At 63.6% G+C, this 17543-nt stretch carries 16 protein-coding genes and 1 tRNA gene; 12 read left to right on the plus strand and 5 right to left on the minus strand.

From position 1 onward, the window contains the following. The first annotated feature begins 69 nt into the window (after positions 1 to 69). Entirely contained in the window at positions 70 to 1482 is a 1413-nt protein-coding gene (gene pdxR, locus ACZ50Z_RS16905; RefSeq protein ID WP_464484581.1) for a MocR-like pyridoxine biosynthesis transcription factor PdxR, read from the plus strand. Positions 1483 to 1532: 50 nt separating this feature from the next. Then, on the plus strand, positions 1533 to 1964 hold the full coding sequence (locus ACZ50Z_RS16910; RefSeq protein ID WP_464484582.1) for a tautomerase family protein: 432 nt from the start codon (positions 1533 to 1535) through the stop codon (positions 1962 to 1964). A gap of 7 nt (positions 1965 to 1971) precedes the next feature. Here ACZ50Z_RS16910 and ACZ50Z_RS16915 read toward each other — a convergent pair whose 3' ends face one another. After that, complete coding sequence (locus tag ACZ50Z_RS16915) at positions 1972 to 3252, minus strand: cytochrome P450 (protein ID WP_464484583.1); 1281 nt, start codon at positions 3250 to 3252, stop codon at positions 1972 to 1974. Between the two features lie 40 nt (positions 3253 to 3292). Beyond that, positions 3293 to 3493 carry a ferredoxin gene (locus ACZ50Z_RS16920; RefSeq protein ID WP_464486283.1) on the minus strand — a complete coding sequence of 67 codons (201 nt, stop codon included), beginning with the start codon at positions 3491 to 3493 and terminating at the stop codon, positions 3293 to 3295. Between the two features lie 185 nt (positions 3494 to 3678). On the opposite strand from ACZ50Z_RS16920, the gene ACZ50Z_RS16925 reads away from it, so the two are divergent. Together ACZ50Z_RS16925 and ACZ50Z_RS16930 are read left to right on the plus strand one after the other, a co-directional pair. Further along, a complete protein-coding gene (locus tag ACZ50Z_RS16925; protein WP_464486284.1) occupies positions 3679 to 4239 on the plus strand; it encodes a TetR/AcrR family transcriptional regulator in 561 nt (186 codons plus the stop codon). A 153-nt stretch (positions 4240 to 4392) separates the two neighbouring features. Further along, positions 4393 to 5232, plus strand: coding sequence for a mycofactocin-coupled SDR family oxidoreductase (locus ACZ50Z_RS16930; protein ID WP_464484584.1), 840 nt, complete (start codon positions 4393 to 4395; stop codon positions 5230 to 5232). A gap of 168 nt (positions 5233 to 5400) precedes the next feature. Here ACZ50Z_RS16930 and ACZ50Z_RS16935 read toward each other — a convergent pair. Then, positions 5401 to 5468: transfer RNA gene (locus tag ACZ50Z_RS16935), tRNA-Phe, on the minus strand. Between the two features lie 173 nt (positions 5469 to 5641). Between ACZ50Z_RS16935 and ACZ50Z_RS16940 the strand changes: the two genes are divergently transcribed. Both ACZ50Z_RS16940 and ACZ50Z_RS16945 read left to right on the plus strand, forming a co-directional pair. Then, positions 5642 to 7111 carry a rolling circle replication-associated protein gene (locus ACZ50Z_RS16940; RefSeq protein ID WP_014379125.1) on the plus strand — a complete coding sequence of 490 codons (1470 nt, stop codon included), beginning with the start codon at positions 5642 to 5644 and terminating at the stop codon, positions 7109 to 7111. 107 nt (positions 7112 to 7218) lie between these two features. Further along, positions 7219 to 7590 (plus strand): hypothetical protein, encoded by a 372-nt coding sequence (locus tag ACZ50Z_RS16945; RefSeq protein ID WP_044059196.1) that lies wholly within the window; start codon positions 7219 to 7221, stop codon positions 7588 to 7590. Positions 7591 to 8023: 433 nt separating this feature from the next. Here the strand turns inward: ACZ50Z_RS16945 and ACZ50Z_RS16950 are convergent, their stop codons facing one another. Continuing rightward, the gene (locus tag ACZ50Z_RS16950) at positions 8024 to 8719 is read right to left on the minus strand and encodes a TetR/AcrR family transcriptional regulator (RefSeq protein WP_014379124.1); all 696 of its coding nucleotides are present in this window, start codon (positions 8717 to 8719) and stop codon (positions 8024 to 8026) included. 790 nt (positions 8720 to 9509) lie between these two features. Between ACZ50Z_RS16950 and ACZ50Z_RS16955 the strand changes: the two genes are divergently transcribed. From ACZ50Z_RS16955 to ACZ50Z_RS16965, 3 genes are all read left to right on the plus strand, one after another. Further along, positions 9510 to 12587, plus strand: a complete 3078-nt coding sequence (locus ACZ50Z_RS16955) for an MMPL/RND family transporter (RefSeq protein ID WP_014379122.1) — start codon at positions 9510 to 9512, stop codon at positions 12585 to 12587. A gap of 72 nt (positions 12588 to 12659) precedes the next feature. Beyond that, on the plus strand, positions 12660 to 13550 hold the full coding sequence (locus ACZ50Z_RS16960; RefSeq protein ID WP_041787016.1) for an alpha/beta fold hydrolase: 891 nt from the start codon (positions 12660 to 12662) through the stop codon (positions 13548 to 13550). 156 nt (positions 13551 to 13706) lie between these two features. Next, positions 13707 to 14306 (plus strand): TetR family transcriptional regulator, encoded by a 600-nt coding sequence (locus ACZ50Z_RS16965; protein ID WP_041787015.1) that lies wholly within the window; start codon positions 13707 to 13709, stop codon positions 14304 to 14306. A gap of 68 nt (positions 14307 to 14374) precedes the next feature. Here ACZ50Z_RS16965 and ACZ50Z_RS16970 read toward each other — a convergent pair whose 3' ends face one another. Continuing rightward, complete coding sequence (locus ACZ50Z_RS16970) at positions 14375 to 14803, minus strand: NUDIX hydrolase (protein WP_041787014.1); 429 nt, start codon at positions 14801 to 14803, stop codon at positions 14375 to 14377. A gap of 78 nt (positions 14804 to 14881) precedes the next feature. On the opposite strand from ACZ50Z_RS16970, the gene ACZ50Z_RS16975 reads away from it, so the two are divergent. From ACZ50Z_RS16975 to ACZ50Z_RS16985, 3 genes are all read left to right on the plus strand, one after another. Next, positions 14882 to 15676 (plus strand): GntR family transcriptional regulator, encoded by a 795-nt coding sequence (locus ACZ50Z_RS16975; protein WP_014379118.1) that lies wholly within the window; start codon positions 14882 to 14884, stop codon positions 15674 to 15676. A 99-nt stretch (positions 15677 to 15775) separates the two neighbouring features. Then, positions 15776 to 16198, plus strand: coding sequence for a hypothetical protein (locus ACZ50Z_RS16980; RefSeq protein WP_041787013.1), 423 nt, complete (start codon positions 15776 to 15778; stop codon positions 16196 to 16198). Further along, complete coding sequence (locus ACZ50Z_RS16985) at positions 16195 to 17541, plus strand: hypothetical protein (protein ID WP_014379116.1); 1347 nt, start codon at positions 16195 to 16197, stop codon at positions 17539 to 17541. The genes ACZ50Z_RS16980 and ACZ50Z_RS16985 overlap by 4 nt, the downstream gene beginning before the upstream one ends. Positions 17542 to 17543: the final 2 nt, after the last annotated feature.

Genomic DNA, 17543 nt, shown 5'->3' on the forward strand with positions numbered 1-17543 from the left:
CCCCTTTGCACGAACTACCCGGTGTTCGACGCTATCCAGCAGACCGGCCCATCGGTAAGGTCCAATTCAATGCCGAATTCGTGGACCAGTTCCGGTACCGGAGTCGACCTGCACCTTGACCTTCCCCCGGCGCGGGGGCGGCGTGCAGCGCTCGAAGATGCTCTGCGGCAAGCCATCCGGGGCGGACGCGTCGCCCCAGGCGAAGTGCTGCCCTCCTCGCGTGTCCTCGCCACACAGCTCGGCCTTGCGCGCGGAACGGTCGTCGAGGTCTATGCGCAACTGACAGCCGAGGGATACCTCCGCGCCCGTCGAGGTGCTTCAACCCGGGTGGCGGGCGGGCCACACCTTCACGCACGCGTCAATCCCGCGCCGGTTCCCCAGCGCTACGCCGCCGATTTTCGCCTCGGACGCCCGGACCTCAGCATGTTCCCTCGCACCGAATGGTTGCGCGCGCTGCGCCGAGTCCTCGAGGTCACCCCCCACGCCGAACTCGGGCCGGCGGATCCGCGCGGGTCACCGCGCCTGCGCGCGGCGCTGGCCGGTTACCTGGGTCGAGTACGCGGGGTGCTCACCATCGGCGAGCACATCGTCGTCTGCAGCGGGTACACGCAGGGGCTGCGTCTGGTGTGCGAGGCGCTGGCCGCCGGGGGAGCCCGATCGATCGCGCTCGAAAATCCCTGCCTGCCCGACCATCGCGCGACGGCAGCCGCGAGCGGACTCACCGTCGAGCCCCTCGACGTCGACCACGGGGGCGCGCGGCCCGACGGATTCAACAAACGCGTCGCCGCAGCGGTGCTCACCCCGGCACACCAGGCTCCGCTCGGGGCGACACTCGACGCCGATCGACGCACCGAGTTCGCCCATATCGCCGCGGCCCGAGGCGCATATCTGATCGAGGACGACTACGACGGGGAATTCCGCTACGACCGTCACCCCGTCGGCGCGCTGCAGGGCCTGGCACCCGAGCGCGTGGTCTACGCGGGCAGCGCCAGCAAAAGCCTGGCGCCCGGCCTGCGCCTTGGCTGGCTCGCGTTGCCCACCGTGTTGGTCGACGCGGTCGTCGAAGCCAAGCGCCGCGCGGACCGGGGAACAGACGTGCTCGCGCAGCTGACGTTCGCGGAGTTGATCGAATCCGGGGCGCTCGACCGCCACATCCGGCGGATGCGGCGCCGCTACCGCAAGCGCCGCGATGCCCTCGTCGCCACCCTCGACCGCTGCGCCCCGCGAATGCCGCTGTTGGGCATCTCAGCCGGCCTTCACGCCGTTATCGCGCTCCCCGAGGGTATTTCGGAGGCCGAGGTCTTGACCGCCGCCCGCGAACGCGGCATCGCTGTGACCGGGTTGTCTCCCTTTTGGCACGGCGCGGCCCACCGCACCGGCGGAATCATCATCGGGTACGGAACACCGCCCGAGCACGAATACACCACCGCACTCGGACATCTCGGGCAGTTCCTGTCCACGCTTTCCGCGCGCAGCGGCTAGCCTCGACGCTGAGCTACTGGGCTGGAGAAGGCCGTGAGGAGTGTGCCGCCATGCCGATGATTGATCTGACATTCGTGCGCGGCTCGGTGGACGAAGCGGCTCTGAGCCGGCTGGCCGACGAGTTGGTCGCGGTGTTGCTGCGGGCCGAACGCGCCCCGGACACATCGTTTTTGCGTGACAACACCTGGGTGTATCTACACGCGCTAGACCCCGAAGCGCTCTCGGTGGGCGGACGAGGACCGGGAGCGCCCCGGTTCAGGGTCGATCTCACGGTGTTCGAAGGCGCCCTGTCGCAGGACCGCAAGGAACAGCTGGCCGCCGACGTGCACGCCGCCGTGTGCGCCGCGGCGCGGATTGACCCGCAAGGCCCGATGGCCTTTCATGTCTGGACGTTGATCCACGAGATTCCCGAAGGGAATTGGGCCGGCGGCGGCAATATCATCTACTACCAGCAGGTGAAAGGCCTTGTGGCAGAGGATTGATGCTCGTTCAGTCCGCCGGAGTGAAGTCGATGTGCAACTCCGTCAGGCCGCGCAGTAAGAACGTCGGCTCGTAGTGGTACTGGCGGCCGCGCGGCGCACCGTGCTTGGCCTCGCTGATCGTGATGTCGCGCGTGCGGTCCAGGAGGCGGTTGATGGTGATCTGACCTTCCACACGCGCCAACGGCGCGCCCGCGCATGTGTGAATGCCGCGACCAAACGCGATGTGCTCGCGAACGTTCTTTCGGTCAGCCCGGAACTCGTTGGGATTTTCAAACTTTCGCGGGTCACGGTTGGCGGCCCCCAGGCTCAGCATGAGGACCGTGCCGGCGGGGATGTGCACCCCGCCCAGGGTGGTGGTTTTGCGCGCCAGGCGGAAGTCGACCTTGGTCGGGCTCTGGATGCGCAGCGCCTCTTCGACGAACGTGCCGATCAAGCTTCGATCTGAACGCAACCGCTGTTGCAGCTCGGGGTCATCGCCGAGGATCTGCACCGCCGAGCTGAGCAGCTTGGTCACGGTCTCCTGCCCGGCCGCGAACAAGAAGGTCGCCGGCCGGACGACCTCCAACAAGGGTGGGATTGAGCCATCGGGATACGTGGCGGTCGCCAGGCCGGTCAACACGTCGTCGCGGGGTTGCTGTCGACGGTCGGCGATGTATGCGCTGAACAGATCGTCGAGGTACTGCAACGGGTTGCTGCCCACCGGTTCGTGGTCCAGCGCTCCCACCCGGGCGCCCGGCGCGTTGCCGGCCCCGAGATTGCGGCGGATCTCCGGGCGGTCCTCGTCGGGGACCCCGAGCAGGTCGGCGATCGCCAGTGTCGCGAACGGCTTCGCATATTCGCTGAGGAACTCGCAATGCCCGTTGGCGATGAACTCGTCGAACTGGCGGTCGGCCAATTGCCAGATGTAGTCCTTGTTTTCCTGCAGCCGGCGCGGGGTCAGCAACCGCCCGAGAAGCGAACGCGCCTTTTCGTGCTCGGGCGGATCCATGACGACCATGTGCTCGAAGATCGGGAATTCGTGGCGATGCGCCTCGATCTGCTCGCTGATGTCGTCGCCTTCCGGGGTGAACGGCAGCGGCGGGAACGGGCCGCCGATCGCGTTGACGGCGGAAAACGAATCGACGTCTTTGAAGGCCGCCTGGACTTCCTGGTAGCCGGTGACGGCCACCACCCCGTGATGCGGCTCGCGGAACACCGGTCCCTGGCTGCGCAGGTAATCCCAGTAGTCGTAGGGTTCTTGCGCGACGTCGGCGTCGGTGAAGTAGTCGACGTTGGCGAGATCGGTCATGAGTCCAATTCCCTTTCCTGGCACCGACAAGCGCAGTGCATCACGCTGATGCGTCGACGGCGACGACGCTGATGGCCTGGCGCGGGCACGCGGCCGCGGCGGCTTCCACGCTGTGGCGCAACGCTTCAGCCGGTTCCTCATCGCAGGTCGCGACGTCATCCCCCAGGTCGAAAACCTCGGGGGCGATCTCCACGCAAAGGGCATGCGCCTCACACAGGTGCGCCTCCACCCGCACACGTATGCGTGCTGTCGTCACCGACCCCTCCGTCCCTATTGGCGACTCCACAAACTGATCGATCGACCAAATTGCTAGGATGCGGTATGCCTACCACGGATCGCGCGGACCGGTCAAGCAAAGCCGGCGCGGCCCACCGCGCGGCGACTGGGCGAAACACGCGCACCGCCGATGCCGGGGCGCGCGGCAAGCTGATCGAGGCCACCGCCCGCCTCATGCGCGAGGAAGGCTATGCCGCAGCCACTTCCCGGCGGGTCGCCGCCGAGGCCGGCGTCAAGCAGGCGCTGGTCTATTACTACTTCCCGACGATGGACGACCTGTTCGTCGAGGTGCTGCGCGCCGGTGCCGAGACCGCACTGACGCGCATGCGCGCCCTACTTGTCGAGGACGACCCCCTGCGCGCGCTGTGGGTGATGAACAGCGATACGGCGCTGACCGCCCTCAACGCCGAGTTCATGGCATTGGCCAACCACCGCAAGGCAATTGGCGCCGAGCTCAAGGCCTATGCCGAACGGGTTCGTGACATCGAGACGGCGGCCGTGACCATGGTGCTGCGGGCCAACGGCGTCGATCTCGAGAAGTATCCCCCGGTCGCGATCTCGATGCTGATCGCGCAGGTGGCGCGCAGCCTGTGCAACGAGAGCGCCGTCGGTGTCACCCAGGGGCACGACGAGTTGCGCGCATTCGCCGAACGCCAGCTGAGCCTGCTGGCGGCGCCCGCGGCCGCGTCCACGCTCGGTCGCTGGCACTGACCTGCGCTGCCGCGAGGGCAGCAGCATCGCTCCGGCGATCCGGGCTCAGACCGGACGCCTCGGCACCCGTCTGTTGACACTGCCGCCGAAGGGTGCCAACCTTCCTGATCGATCGACAAATAAATGTCGGCCACGACTAGGTGAGGTGCAGTCATGGGTGGAAGAGTTGAGGGCAAGGTCGCGTTCATCACCGGGGCGGCTCGCGGCCAGGGCCGCAGCCACGCGGTGCGCCTGGCGCAGGAGGGTGCCGACATCATCGCGGTCGACATCTGCACGCCGATCAGCAGCAGCAGCGAGATCCCGCCGTCGACGCCCGATGACCTGGCCGAGACGGCCGACCTCATCAAGGGCCTCAACCGGCGCATCGTGACCGCCGAGGTCGACGTCCGCGATTACGACGCGCTGAAAGCCGCGGTGGACAGTGGCGTCGAGCAGCTCGGTCGGCTCGACATCATCTGCGCGAACGCCGGAATCGGCAACGGCGGGCAGACGCTGGACAAAACCAGCGAAGACGACTGGCGCGACATGATCGACGTCAACCTGTCCGGTGTCTGGAAGACGGTCAAAGCCGGTGTGCCGCATCTCATTTCCCAGGGCCAAGGCGGCTCGATCATCCTGACCAGTTCGGTCGGCGGGCTCAAGGCCTACCCGCACACCGGTCACTACATCGCCGCCAAGCACGGCGTGGTCGGTTTGATGCGCACCTTCGCCGTCGAGCTCGGCGAGCACTTCATCCGGGTGAATTCGGTGCACCCCACCAACGTGAACACGCCCATGTTCATGAACGAGGGGACGATGAGGCTGTTCCGGCCCGACCTGAAGAACCCCGGCCCGGAAGACCTCAAGGTCGCCGCGCAGTTCATGCACGTGCTGCCGGTCGGTTGGGTCGAGGCGGTAGACATCAGCAACGCGGTGCTGTTTCTGGCTTCCGACGAATCGCGTTACATCACAGGTCTTCCGGTCACTGTTGACGCCGGGAGCATGCTCAAGTAGGGGCTCTTGCCCATCAATGGCGGCTTAGGTCGCCGTCGTTAACCGCCCGCCAGCCGGACCCCGTGGGAACGTGCTGGCGTTTGGCGACTGCCCATGTGGCCGCCCGCACCGCGGCTCCGCGCCGGTGGCGGCCGCTCGCGCCGCGACAACCGTGCGTGCTCGCGATCGTGGTGGCCAGGGGCGGGATCGAACCGCCGACCTTCCGCTTTTCAGGCGGACGGAATGGCCACTGGCCTGCGGTTTAACGTCGTTCATGCGTCAAATGCGGCGCGCTGAGCGCGTCTGACGCAGGCTGCCCGTCCGACGATCGGACACAAACCGGACACGGTGACAGCACTCCCGACAGGGACCCCTTCATCGCCCTTCACTCAGTGATGCGCGCCGAGGGCTCCCGGGGAGCAGATGCGCGATGCCCAGCATCACGAGGTCGACCGCCCGTCCAACGAGCACGACCGCGGAGCGACCCACTCTTCGGCCGGACACAAGCCGAACGGCCAGCCGGAACACGGACGGAGCCGCGGACGCCGGGAGGCCGCGAGTGCCCGAGGCCGCCAGGGCCGCAGGGCGCGAGAGCGGTAGCGGTCGGTCGGACGGCGGGAGCGGCGTAGGCCGTGTTCCGGCTGGGACCAACGGGCTTGTTATATGTGCCAAAAGTGTCCGCGATGCCGCCGAGGGCGGTGTTGATGCGCAGTTATCGGCGGCAGATGCCCTCGGACTGCGGTTCCCAAGGCCCGAGCTGGTGGCCTCGGCGGCAGCACTCTTTGAACCGGCGGGGCCGTGGGCGCGAGGGCGGGGCCGGCTGGGCGTAGAACCTGAGTCCGGCCGATTTCGGATCACGATCGGCCCCGGTGTAGTCCGACTCGGCTGGACCAACCCGGTGCGTCCGGAAAAGGCATCTGAGCGTGCAGTCAAACGACACCGCCTCGATGTGACGGCAGAGGTTGATCGCATTGAGGCCGGTCGCAACATTCCCGACTCGGCAGCCCGTGCGATCACCGAATGGTCTCGCAAGTCGCGCGCGGCAATGTGTCGCACCTTCGCCGAGCTCGACTACACGCCACTGGTGGAGTGCGACCGTGTCCCTGCAATGGTCACCTTGACCTACCCCGGCGACTGGGAATCTGTAGCACCTGATGGGGCTAGCGTAAAGCGGCATATGATGCTGTGGCGCAAACGTTTTCAACGGGAATGGGGTGAACCGGCCCGCTACATCTGGAAGCTGGAATTTCAACGCCGCGGCGCTCCGCACATTCACCTCTGGATGGCTCCGCCGCATGCGGTAGGCCGATCCGGCGTCAAATTCCGCGACTGGCTCTCGCGCGAATGGGCGGAGATCGTCGGCCATCCGGATCCCGAGCAGCGCGAGCGCCATTTGCTCGCTGGCACGGCCATCGATGTTCGCAACGGATTACGTGCGTGTGACCCGAAACGCCTGGCTATCTACTTCACCAAACACTCATCGCCAAACATCAACGGCGACAAGGAATATCAGCATATCGTGCCCAATTTGTGGCAGCAACCTGGGCGCGGACCCGGCCGATTCTGGGGTGTCTGCGGACTCAAGAAGGCCATTGCGGTTGTAGAGGTAGCTCAGGACGCATACCTGGCTGCGCGCCGGATCGTGCGACGCTGGTCACGTAGCCAAGCGATATACGGCAATCCCGGCAGCAGCTTCCCCACCGCCGTCGTGCCGCGCACGGCCACTCGCCTGGTCCCCCGCGTTGGTCAGTACACGGGCGTCGTGACCTTCCGGAGGGTGCGCCGACGACGAGCCTTCTGCAGCCAAGGAGGCCTCGCGGGCGGATACGCACTAGTGAATGACGGTCCGGCTTTTGCGTCCAACCTAGCTGCCGCAGTGTCGGGGGCGTCACCTAGATAAAGCAGCCGAACTCATCCATTGCCACAATGCGCACTCGGGTTCGTCACGTCATACATTCTTTATTCTGACCGTCGAAAACGCCGGTTTCGCGCCCTAAAATTTCGATCATGGTTACTCCTCCGGTCCTGCTCCGGACGTCATCACAACGCCCACCGGCCTGGCAACGCTGGGTGCTCAACGCGATGTACAACTTCGATCGATACACGATCGATGATTGGCTAGGTCTCATGAGAGATCATCTCCAGCGAACCGAGGGTGCCACCGCGATGCGGACCGCTCGCTACACCATTGATGTCATGCGCCACGTTAGGGCGCTCACGTCGGCGACCGCGAGCCTTGCTTCACACGGCGACCCGGCGGCCCGCTCTGAATTGGCCGACGCCGCTCTCGACTTGAAGAGCGCCCTCGATAGGCTTCATGAAGCGCGCGACCAGCTGCTAAAAGCCGCTGGCGCCGAACGTGTTACTGATGCTGACTGAGGCAATGAGTCTGCTCTTAAGCTGGCCACGAAAGACACGTGGGTCGCTGAGGGTGGATGTCCCCCAACGCCGGTGTGATGCGATGTGCATGACAGCATGATGTATCCCGGTGATTCGGTGCTGCTGCCTTCCGGCTTGTCCGATCGTGGCGAACGCGTGTTCCCGGTCCTGTGGTTGACATCGGGGTGAACACCTACCGTCACGCCGCACTTCGATCGGGTCGTTCACTTCTGTCTCGATGCGTCGCTGGCGCGGATAGCGTTTCGTGCCCTGCGGGCCCGCATACCGACTGGGAATCGACTTTTTGTCGGCGGCAACTGAATACTGACCACTGCGCGGCAAGCTGATCAGTTTTCGCTTGCCGTTGACACTTTTTAGTTGCGCAGTGTGCGCGAGCCCGATCCGGGCTATGCATCGTCGACCGTCTGCCGAGCTAGTTGCCGCCTTGATCGGAATGGCTTATGCCGGACGAGGATTTCCGGGCCGAGGGCCGCGAAGGGGGTGTGTCTGCCGGGCGGCGGTGCGCGGTGAGGAAATCGTCGACTATACGTTCACAATCTCGGCGATCGACTGCGCGCAGCCCGGTGAGTCGAGCGAACGCCACCGGGCCGACGAGTTGGCACAGGATCAGTTCTAGATCGAAGTCGTCGAGGCCGGCTCGGGCTTCAGGGCCTTCTAGGAGGCTGTTGAACGGTTGGCGGTAGTGGTCGATGATCCGTGTTCGGAGCGCGTTGCGATCGTAGGTTTCCTCTGTGCCGTCCGGTGTTGGCCCGAGCGCGACCCAGGCCAGCGTGGTGACGTGCAGCGGCGCTTCTTGAAAGAGGGTCGCCTGTCGGCTCAACAGCTCGATCAGTTGGTCGCGTAATGATCCCGTAGCAGGTGGTGGGGTGACCTGCGGTAGCAGCCGTTCAAATGTGGCGGCCAGCAGTTGGGTGGAGCTGGTGAAGTGCCGATACAGCGTGGTGCGTGCGACCTTGGAGGCTTTGGTGACCGCGTCGATGGTGACGGCTTCGATGCCACCGGCATTGAGGAGTTTAGTCGCCGCATCCAGCAATCGGGTCCGTGACCGAAGGCGGCGTGGGTCGACGTCGTCGTCTTCATCTACCGAGGTTTCGGCGTCACGCTCCACGTAGTCACCGTAAACCCCCCACGAACCTGGCCCGCAGCGAATTGCACCGGGGAAGCCATTCAATCCGTCGAACGATACTAGTAGTATCGTAGCGATACTATGAGTACACTTTGGCGGTGTAGGCCAAGCACCGAAGGAGGATTGGTGATCAGGCAACCGGTCGAGCGGTTCGGGACCCGGGGGAGTCGACGGTGCTGCCCCCAGTCGGCCGGCCGCGTGGCTATCGAAGGATCCAGCTTCTGCCTCGGCGCGGCGACCTCACGGACGAAAGACGTCAAATCCTGATGAATGTGCCGATTTCGCTGACGAAAACCCACCTCTGGAGGCGTGCGGTTCGGGATATCCGGCTGGCCAGTCGCGGTATTGCCAAGCGCACACACCAAGGACGCCCGGTCGACCAGGGCCGCGTTCGTCCACGTCACTATCCCCCTCGCACTTGCTCGTACCTGGACGACGATCTGATGAGTCGGGAAATGCACGATCATGTTCGCGATGAGCCGATCAGGCTGAGTTCCCGGCTGGCATTTCGCCTACGGCGTTCGTGAGCTTGTCAGCAGCCAGCGATGACCCATGCCCAACGTCAAATGATCTGCATACCAATGGATTACGTACTGACGTATCCGAGGTACGGAACCGGCGACAGGACATCGAGGTCGAGCGCCAGGGCCGATCGGTGCCGCCGCAGTGGAATGGGCACGCCTGTCGGTAGCAGTTTCACCGACACCATGAAAGGGTACCGGTAGTACTGTTGCGATACCGTTAGTTTCTTTCAACGTAGCGGAGACGGGGGATGGTAGATACCGGGTGGGTTTCGTCGGGCGTGGCGACCTTGAGTCGGCCGGTCCGGGAACAACTCCGCAAGGTCACCGCTGGTGAGGGCGTTTACAGCGACCGGCTTGCCCGCTTAGCGCGGTTCAGTATCCGGCACAAGGTTCTGGTCATCGCCGCGTGGGTGGTGGCTGCCGGCGTCTTAGCCGTGCTGTTCCCGCAATTGGAGATCGTCGTAAAGCAGCAGTCGGTGAATCTCATCCCTCCTGATGCGCCCTCGCTGCAAACCGTGGACCGGATGGGGATCGCATTCGGCGAGCAGGGATCCAAGACAACCGTCTTCGTCGCGGTAGAGGACCCGACGGGCCTGACTGCGCCGGTGCGTCAGCGTTACAACGCGATGGTTTCGCGGTTGCGTGCCGATTCCAAGCATGTGCGACTGGTTCAGGATCTGTTGGCCGACCCGGTTACTGCCGGTCAGGCGGTGAGCCAGGACGGCAAGGCATGGTATCTGCCGGTCGGGGTGGCGGGCACACTCGGCGATCCGAAGGCGGCAGAATCCGTCCAGGTGGTGCGCGCTATCGCCGCCCAGTCGTTTAACGGTACGTCCACGACGGTTCGCGTAACCGGCCCTCCCGCGACGTTCAGCGATCAAATTGATTCGGCTGAGCAGGATTTGATTGTCATTTCTGTGGTGACCGCGGGGCTGATTGCGCTGATTTTGCTGGTCATCTATAGGTCATTGTTTACCGCGTTGCTGCCACTGGTGGTTATCGGCGTCAGTCTTGGGGTAGGGCGCGGAGTGCTCTCGGGGCTGGGCGAAGCGGGGATGCCGGTGTCGCAATTCACCATCGCGTTCATGACGGCGATTCTGTTGGGCGCCGGCACCGATTATTCGGTGTTTTTGATCAGCCGGTATCACGAGCAACGCCGCCAGGGGGTCTCGCCCGACCTCGCGGTGATCAATGCGACCGCCACCATCGGGCGCGTAATCCTGGCCTCCGCGGCGACTGTGGCGTTTGCATTTTTGGCCATGGTGTTTGCAAAGCTGAGCGTTTTTGGCGCGCTGGGCCCAGCGTGTGCGATAGCCGTCTTCGTCGGAGTCGCGGCCACCGTGACGTTGTTCCCACCGGTGTTGGCGCTGGCCGCTAAACGCGGCATCGGCGAGCCCAAAGCCGACCGCACACGCCGCTACTGGAACTGGATCGCGGTGGCCGTAGTCCGCCGGCCCGGCCCATTGCTGGCCGCCAGCCTGGCTCTCGTGTTAGGGCTAGCTGCTGTGGCGCTGACCATGCGCATGAGCTATGACGACCGTCAAGGCCAGCCGGAAACGACCGCCAGCAACGAGGGTTATCATCTGCTGGACAGGCACTTTCGCAAAGATATCGTTATCACGCAGTTCATGGTCGTCGAATCACCGACCGATATGCGCACCGGTAAAAGCCTGGCCGACCTGGACGAAATGGCGTCTCGCGTGTCGCAATTGCCAGGTGTCACCAAAGTTTCCGGCGTCACCCGGCCTACCGGGGCGCGACTGGACCAGGCACAGCTTTCTTGGCAGAACGGCCAGATCGGCACCAAGATGGCCGATGCCGTCGCCAAAGGAGACGCCCACAAGACCGATCTCACCAAACTCACCGGTGGCGCCGACCAACTCGCGGGCGGCCTGGCGCAACTTGACACCACCCTGCGCACGGCGCTGACTCCGCTGACCGGGATCCTTACCCAAGCCCAGTCCAGCGGGCCACAATTTCAGCGCTTTCGCCAGCTGCTGCAGCAGCTTTCGGCTACCACACCGACCGTCGACCAAGCTATTCGAACCGGGCCCGGGCTACGCCAAGAAGCTCAACAAGCCCAACAAGCGATCGCCACCATCGACCCGCTGGTCGGTGCGCTCAACACCTCCCCCTGGTGTGCCACCACCCCCGAGTGTGCCCAGATCCGCGACCAGGTACGGATCTTGGTGACTTTGCGCGATGGCGGCTTTTTCAGCCAGCTCGCCGACCTCGGCGATTTGTACCAGCCCGATGCCAATAATGCAGGCGGCACCGTGGCAGACCTGCAGCGCACAGTCACTTCGCTGGACAAGGCCTTCGGAGCGCTTGGCGATCCCGCCGACATGGCCGGCAACATCGGCCGCCTTCAAAACGGCATCAGCCAGCTCGCGTCGGGAGCACAAGCCCTAGCCACCGGTGTGCACACCCTCGCCGACAGCAACATCGAAATGTTGTCCGGCATGAGTCAGATCGCCACCCAGCTACAGAATTCCGCGCGATCCAGCGCCGGTTCGGACAACTCCAGCGGCTTCTACCTTCCCGCTAACGCCTTCGAGAATCGCCAGTTCTCCGATGTGGCAAAGCACTTTCTATCCGCTGACGGCAAGACCGCGCGCTTCGCCATCGAATCTAGCTACAACCCCTACAGCAGCGAAGCGATGGATCTCGCGCAGAAGATCACGCACGTTGCCGATGCCGCACGCCCCAACACCTCGCTGGCTCACGCCCGGATATCGATGGCCGGCTTCCCCGCCGTCAATTCCGATATCCAGCGCCTCCTGTCGGCCGACTTTCACCTACTGGCCATCGCCACACTCGTCATCGTCGGGTTGACCCTCGTCGTTCTGCTACGTGCCGTGGTGGCCCCGCTCTACCTGCTCGGTACGGTCGTACTCAACTACGCAGCCGCACTGGGCATCGGCACACTGGTCTTCCAATACGGCCTGGGCAAGCAAATCGCTTGGCCCGTTCCGCTTTTGGCGTTCATCATCCTGGTCGCGGTGGGCGCCGACTACAACATGCTGCTGATCTCGCGGCTACGCGAGGAATCCGCTCACAACATTCGCGTCGGCGTGCTGCGCACGGTCGCGAACACCGGCTCAGTCATCACCTCGGCCGGGCTCATCTTCGCGGCCAGCATGTTCGGCCTTATGGTCGGGTCCGTCGCGATCATGCTCCAAGCCGGACTCATCATCGGCTGCGGCCTACTCCTGGACACCTTCGTGGTCCGCACCCTCACGGTTCCCGCGATCGCCACATTGCTCGGTGAGGCCAGCTGGTGGCCTCAACGGAAGCCCTTGGCCCCGCGCGCCAGAGCACGCTGACGATGACATGTCACCTGAGGGACAACGCAGCGTGACGGGCGTGGACCTTGCGCCCAAAGGGGCGCGGATTACATGACACTTACTCAGGAGCGCATCCACACGCGCGACGGCATCACTCTCGTGGCGGATTGCTACCGGCACCCCACGACTGGTCCCGTGGTGTTGCTCCTCCATGGCGGCGGCCAAAACCGCCACGCCTGGGCCACCACAGCTCGTCGCCTCCACGCCCATGGCTACACCGTCATCGCGTACGACACCCGCGGCCACGGCGACAGCGACTGGGACCCGAGCGGACAATACGACGTCGAAAAGTTCGTCGCCGATCTGCTCTCGGTTCGAGAACACGTCGGCACCGAGAGTCCCCCTGCCCTCGTTGGCGCGTCGCTGGGTGGGCTAACCATCCTGGCAACCCACCTGCTGGCCCCAGCCGGGCTGTGGGCAGCCGTTATTCTCGTCGACATCACCCCGAGGATGGAGTTCCACGGGGCCCGTCGCATCGTGTCGTTCATGGCCGCCCACCCCGACGGCTTCGGCACACTCACCGATGCCGCCGACATCATCGCCGAATACAACCCGCGCCGACCGCGACCCGAAAATCTCGACGGTCTGCACAAAGTTCTGCGCCAACGTAGCGACGGTCGATGGGTCTGGCGCTGGGACCCAGCCTTCATCAGCTCCAACTTCGATGTCCTGCAAGGCGAACTCATGACCGACACCGAGGAGTTCGAGGCGATCAGCGGGTTTCTCGCCGAAGGAGCACGTCGAATCACGGCCCCGACGCTGTTAGTGCGGGGCGCGCTTTCAGACGTCGTCTCCGAGGAAACGGTCAACGAATTCCTCGAACTCGTCCCGCACGCCGAAACAACTGACGTGACGGGCACAGGTCATATGGTTGCCGGCGACGACAACGACGCCTTCACCAGCGCTGTCACCGACTTCCTCGACCGCCGCGTATTTTTGTGAGACGGTCTTTTCCCGTGAAACCCGCGTCGCCTGCTGGGCCCCCAACACTGCGAGACCAGCAAGTGAACCCCCCTAGTACTGTTGGTTTCGCTACGCTACTGTTCGTACCATAACTCAGGAAGCATCTGGGAATGTCGGATTGACGAAGGCGATGTCATGCCCTCCGCAAATACTGGCTCGTTAAGGGACCGACGCCGTGCCGAGTTGCTCTCGCAGATCCAGGGCACCGCGCACCAACTTTTTGCCGAACGTGGATTTGCTGCTGTGACCACTGAGGACATCGCTGCCAGTGCCGGGATATCCATCAGTACTTACTTCCGTTACGCGCCTACGAAGGACGACCTTCTTGTCGCGCCGTTGCGGCAGGCGGTCGCCGAAATCGTTGGTGCCTACGGCGCTCAGCCGTCGGACCAATCGGCAGCCGAGGCGCTGATCGCGTTGTTTGCCGAAACCGCCTGGGACAAAACCAATCCGAACCCGCACTACTGGCAACGAGCCATACTGACCGCCCCCCACCTACTGAGCGAATCGGTACTGATCAGCGACAACGATGACCGCAAGCTCGTCGAACTCGTCGCCACAAGGATGGGCGTCGATGCGGCATCCGACATCCGTCCCTCGCTGCTGGTCCACACGGGTTTGGCCACCGCACAATTCATACTTCGGCGCTGGCTGAGCTCAGACACTGAAACGAAGCCACCGCTGCACGTTCAGTTGAAAGAAGCTTTGAGAGTCACGTTGGCTGGATTCGATTGAAAGTAGACCGCTTTGAACTCGGGGCATACGGTTGGCCGGCTAAACGCAATGTGGCCCCGTCACAGTCTCTACTCTGAAAGAACGTTGGCTCCATCGTGGGCACGCGAGTGCGGATATTCGTCGAATGCGTCCAGAACGCGCACGGCGAAAGCAGGGCTCATCTCAGACTGAACTTCTTCTTTCGCCATCCAACGGACTTCCCGGGCTTCGGCAGTCGGGTGCGTGTCGCCAGCGGCAGGACTGCAGCGGTAGACCAACGCGACAATCCCCTGCTTGAGGTTCTTGTAGACGCCGGTAAGACGTTGCACCGTGACCTTCAATCCAGTTTCCTCGAGGACTTCCCGCCGCACACCATCCTCGAAGGATTCGTCCAGTTCGAGTACGCCACCGGGGGCTTCCCAGTGGCCGTTGTCATCTCGCCGGATCACGAGAATGCGATCATCGCCACGTACGACGATGCCGGCGACACTGACTGAGTGTTTAGGAGTGGTTCCCATCGTTCGGTCTCCATTGTTCGATGCCGTCGGAGGTGACACGGGTTGACTGGCTTCCTAGACTAGTCGTCTAGACATGTAATGGAAGGCTCGCGGGTGCTGCAACTTGGACAAATCGATCGAGGCGATGACAAACCGCCATATCGGCAAATCGCGGGCATACTGCGAGAGGCGATCAGTTCCAATCGGCTCGCACCCGGGGAGCGACTGCCGTCCGAGGCGGAACTGATCGAACATTTCGGTGTAGCGCGCATGACTGTAAGACAAGCGGTGCAGGAGCTTCGTTCCGACGGATTGGTCATCTCACAACACGGCCGCGGGGTGTTCGTCCGCCCGGAACCTCGAATCCGCAGACTAGCGTCTGATCGATTCGCACGACAGCACCGCGCCGAGGGCAAGGCTGCATTTACCGTCGAGGCGGAGAAATCCGATTTCGCGCCGCAGGTGGACAACATCGTTGTGAGCCGAGAGAGGCCGAATTCGTTTGTGGCTGAGCGCCTTCGAGTTTCAGACGGCGATGACATTGTCGTGAGATCGAGGCGTTACCTGGCGAATGGGCGACCCGTCGAGACGGCCGTCTCGTACATTCCGGCGGCATTTGCCGAAGGCACGAGGATCGAGCAGCTGGATACCGGACCCGGTGGTATCTACGCGCGCTTAGAAGAGCACGGTCATGTGCTTGCTCGCTTCACTGAAGAAGTCGCCGCTCGGATGCCCACTCCTGAAGAACGGCGGCAGCTGGAGCTTGACTCAGGAGTTCCGGTGCTTACGGTGTTGCGAACCGCTTACGACACCGATGACGTGGCGGTGGAGGTCTGCGACACCGTGAAGGTGGCCTCCGCCTACCTGCTCGAATACGAGTTCCCGGCCCGCTGAGCGCAAAGTCTCACACGAATCACGCGTCGCCCGTTGCACTCCTCTAGACGACTATGTACCCTCAACTTGTCTAGAGCAGTTCTACGAAAGGTCGACAAAGTGTCTGTGCCGAAGTGGCTCAAGCTGTCCCACCAGCAGGTTTTCCCACACAAAGCGTTCGTGGTGTCAGATGTGACGCCGGTGATCGATTACGAGCGGTCAACGAAAGACAACAAGGTTCAGGCGACTGATCGAGAATCAGGCCTGCCGTTGTGGCAGGTGGAAGTCCTCGACGGTGATCCGGCCGCGAGCAAGCGGGCACGCACCCTGACCGTCAAGTTCGCAACGCCCAAGCAGCCTGTGTGCCCACAGAACACTGCCGGAATGCCTTTTACACCAGTGATTTTCGAAGAGTTGTGCGTGTTGCCGTACGTGGACCGTTCGAGCGAATCCGGCCGCATTGCGTGGTCGTTTCGGGCCTCGAGCATGACCGCGGACACTGGCAAGGCGGGGTCCTCAGCGGCAGACCGGGCGTCAGCATGAGTCCGTACGACCCCGTAGTACCTAGCGATCCGTATTCGATTCCAGATCCCGACGCCGGGACGGACCTCTTTGACCTCACGCACCTACTGACGGTCGGCGCCACATGGCTCACCGCGGTGACCGGCGTGGTCACCCTTTCGCTCGTCGTTTGGAGACTGCGTTCGCCCGCCACATTTGGGCGCTATGTCGCAACCCCTGCGCGGCGGATCCGATGGCTGCTATGGGCGTTGACCTCTTGGCCGCGAGTTGCCAAGGCCTGCGGGCTGTCGACTTCCGAGCGCGTCGCACGTACGGACTCGCAGGGCAAGACCACGACGAAGACAGTCTGGACCCACCCTCGCCTTCTCGGGGTGAGCATCTCCGATCACTGCCTGCACATGACCGTCCGCACACGAACGGGCCAGACAGTCGATGACCTCGAAAACGCGGTCCCCGCGATCCGCGACGCTGTCGGGGCACATTCCGCCCGTTCCACGGTGGTAGCACCCGGGACGGTTCGCATGGAATTTGTTATGCGACAACAGCTGTCGGCCATCAAGACTGCTAGACGGCCAGCCTGCACCGAGGCAACTGCCGTTAAGATTGGCCGACGGGAGAACGGCTCGGCTTGGATTCTCCGCGTCGCTGGCCTCCACACCCTCACTGTCGGGTGCTCAGGAGCGGGCAAGGGCTCCATTTTTTGGGGCATTGCAGGCGGCTTAGGCCCGGCCATCAGGTCAGGAACCGTGCGGCTTTTCGCCGTCGACCTCAAGTACGGGATCGAAGTGTCAGTCGGCTCCGCCCTATTCAGCAAGATCGCGACGACCGAGGTCGAGGCCGCGAGCCTGCTCAACAAGTTGGAGGAGCTGCTGGATTGCCGTGGCCGCAGGATGGCCGGCCAAGCGCGTTCGCACACACCGAGCACCGCCGAACCGCTCGTGGTGCTGCTCATCGATGAATTGGCGGGCTTGACCGCTTACATGACAGACGTCGCCCTCAAGAAGCAAGTTGCAGCCTCGCTCTCACGCATCCTGACAAAGGGCAGGGCCGTAGGCCTCGTGGCCACCGCCTTCATGCAGGACCCCCGCAAGGAGATTCTGCCCATGCGCGGGTTGTTCACCCAGACCGTTGCATTGCGGCTGCGTTCACGCGACGAAGTCGCGATGGTTCTGGGTGATGGCCTCGCTGATGCCGCACCCGCGCACCGCATCAACCCGAGTGAACCTGGGACCGGATACGTCATCGCAGAAGACGGATCAACGATGCGAGTACGTGCCGACTACTGGCCAGATTCGTTAATCCGTTCTGTTGCACAAGAATACGGGTTCAAGAGCCAAAGATCTACTGGTCCCGCAGAGAACTGAGG

The sequence above is a fragment of the Mycobacterium sp. NTMscope_MAC_269 genome (assembly GCF_976985695.1).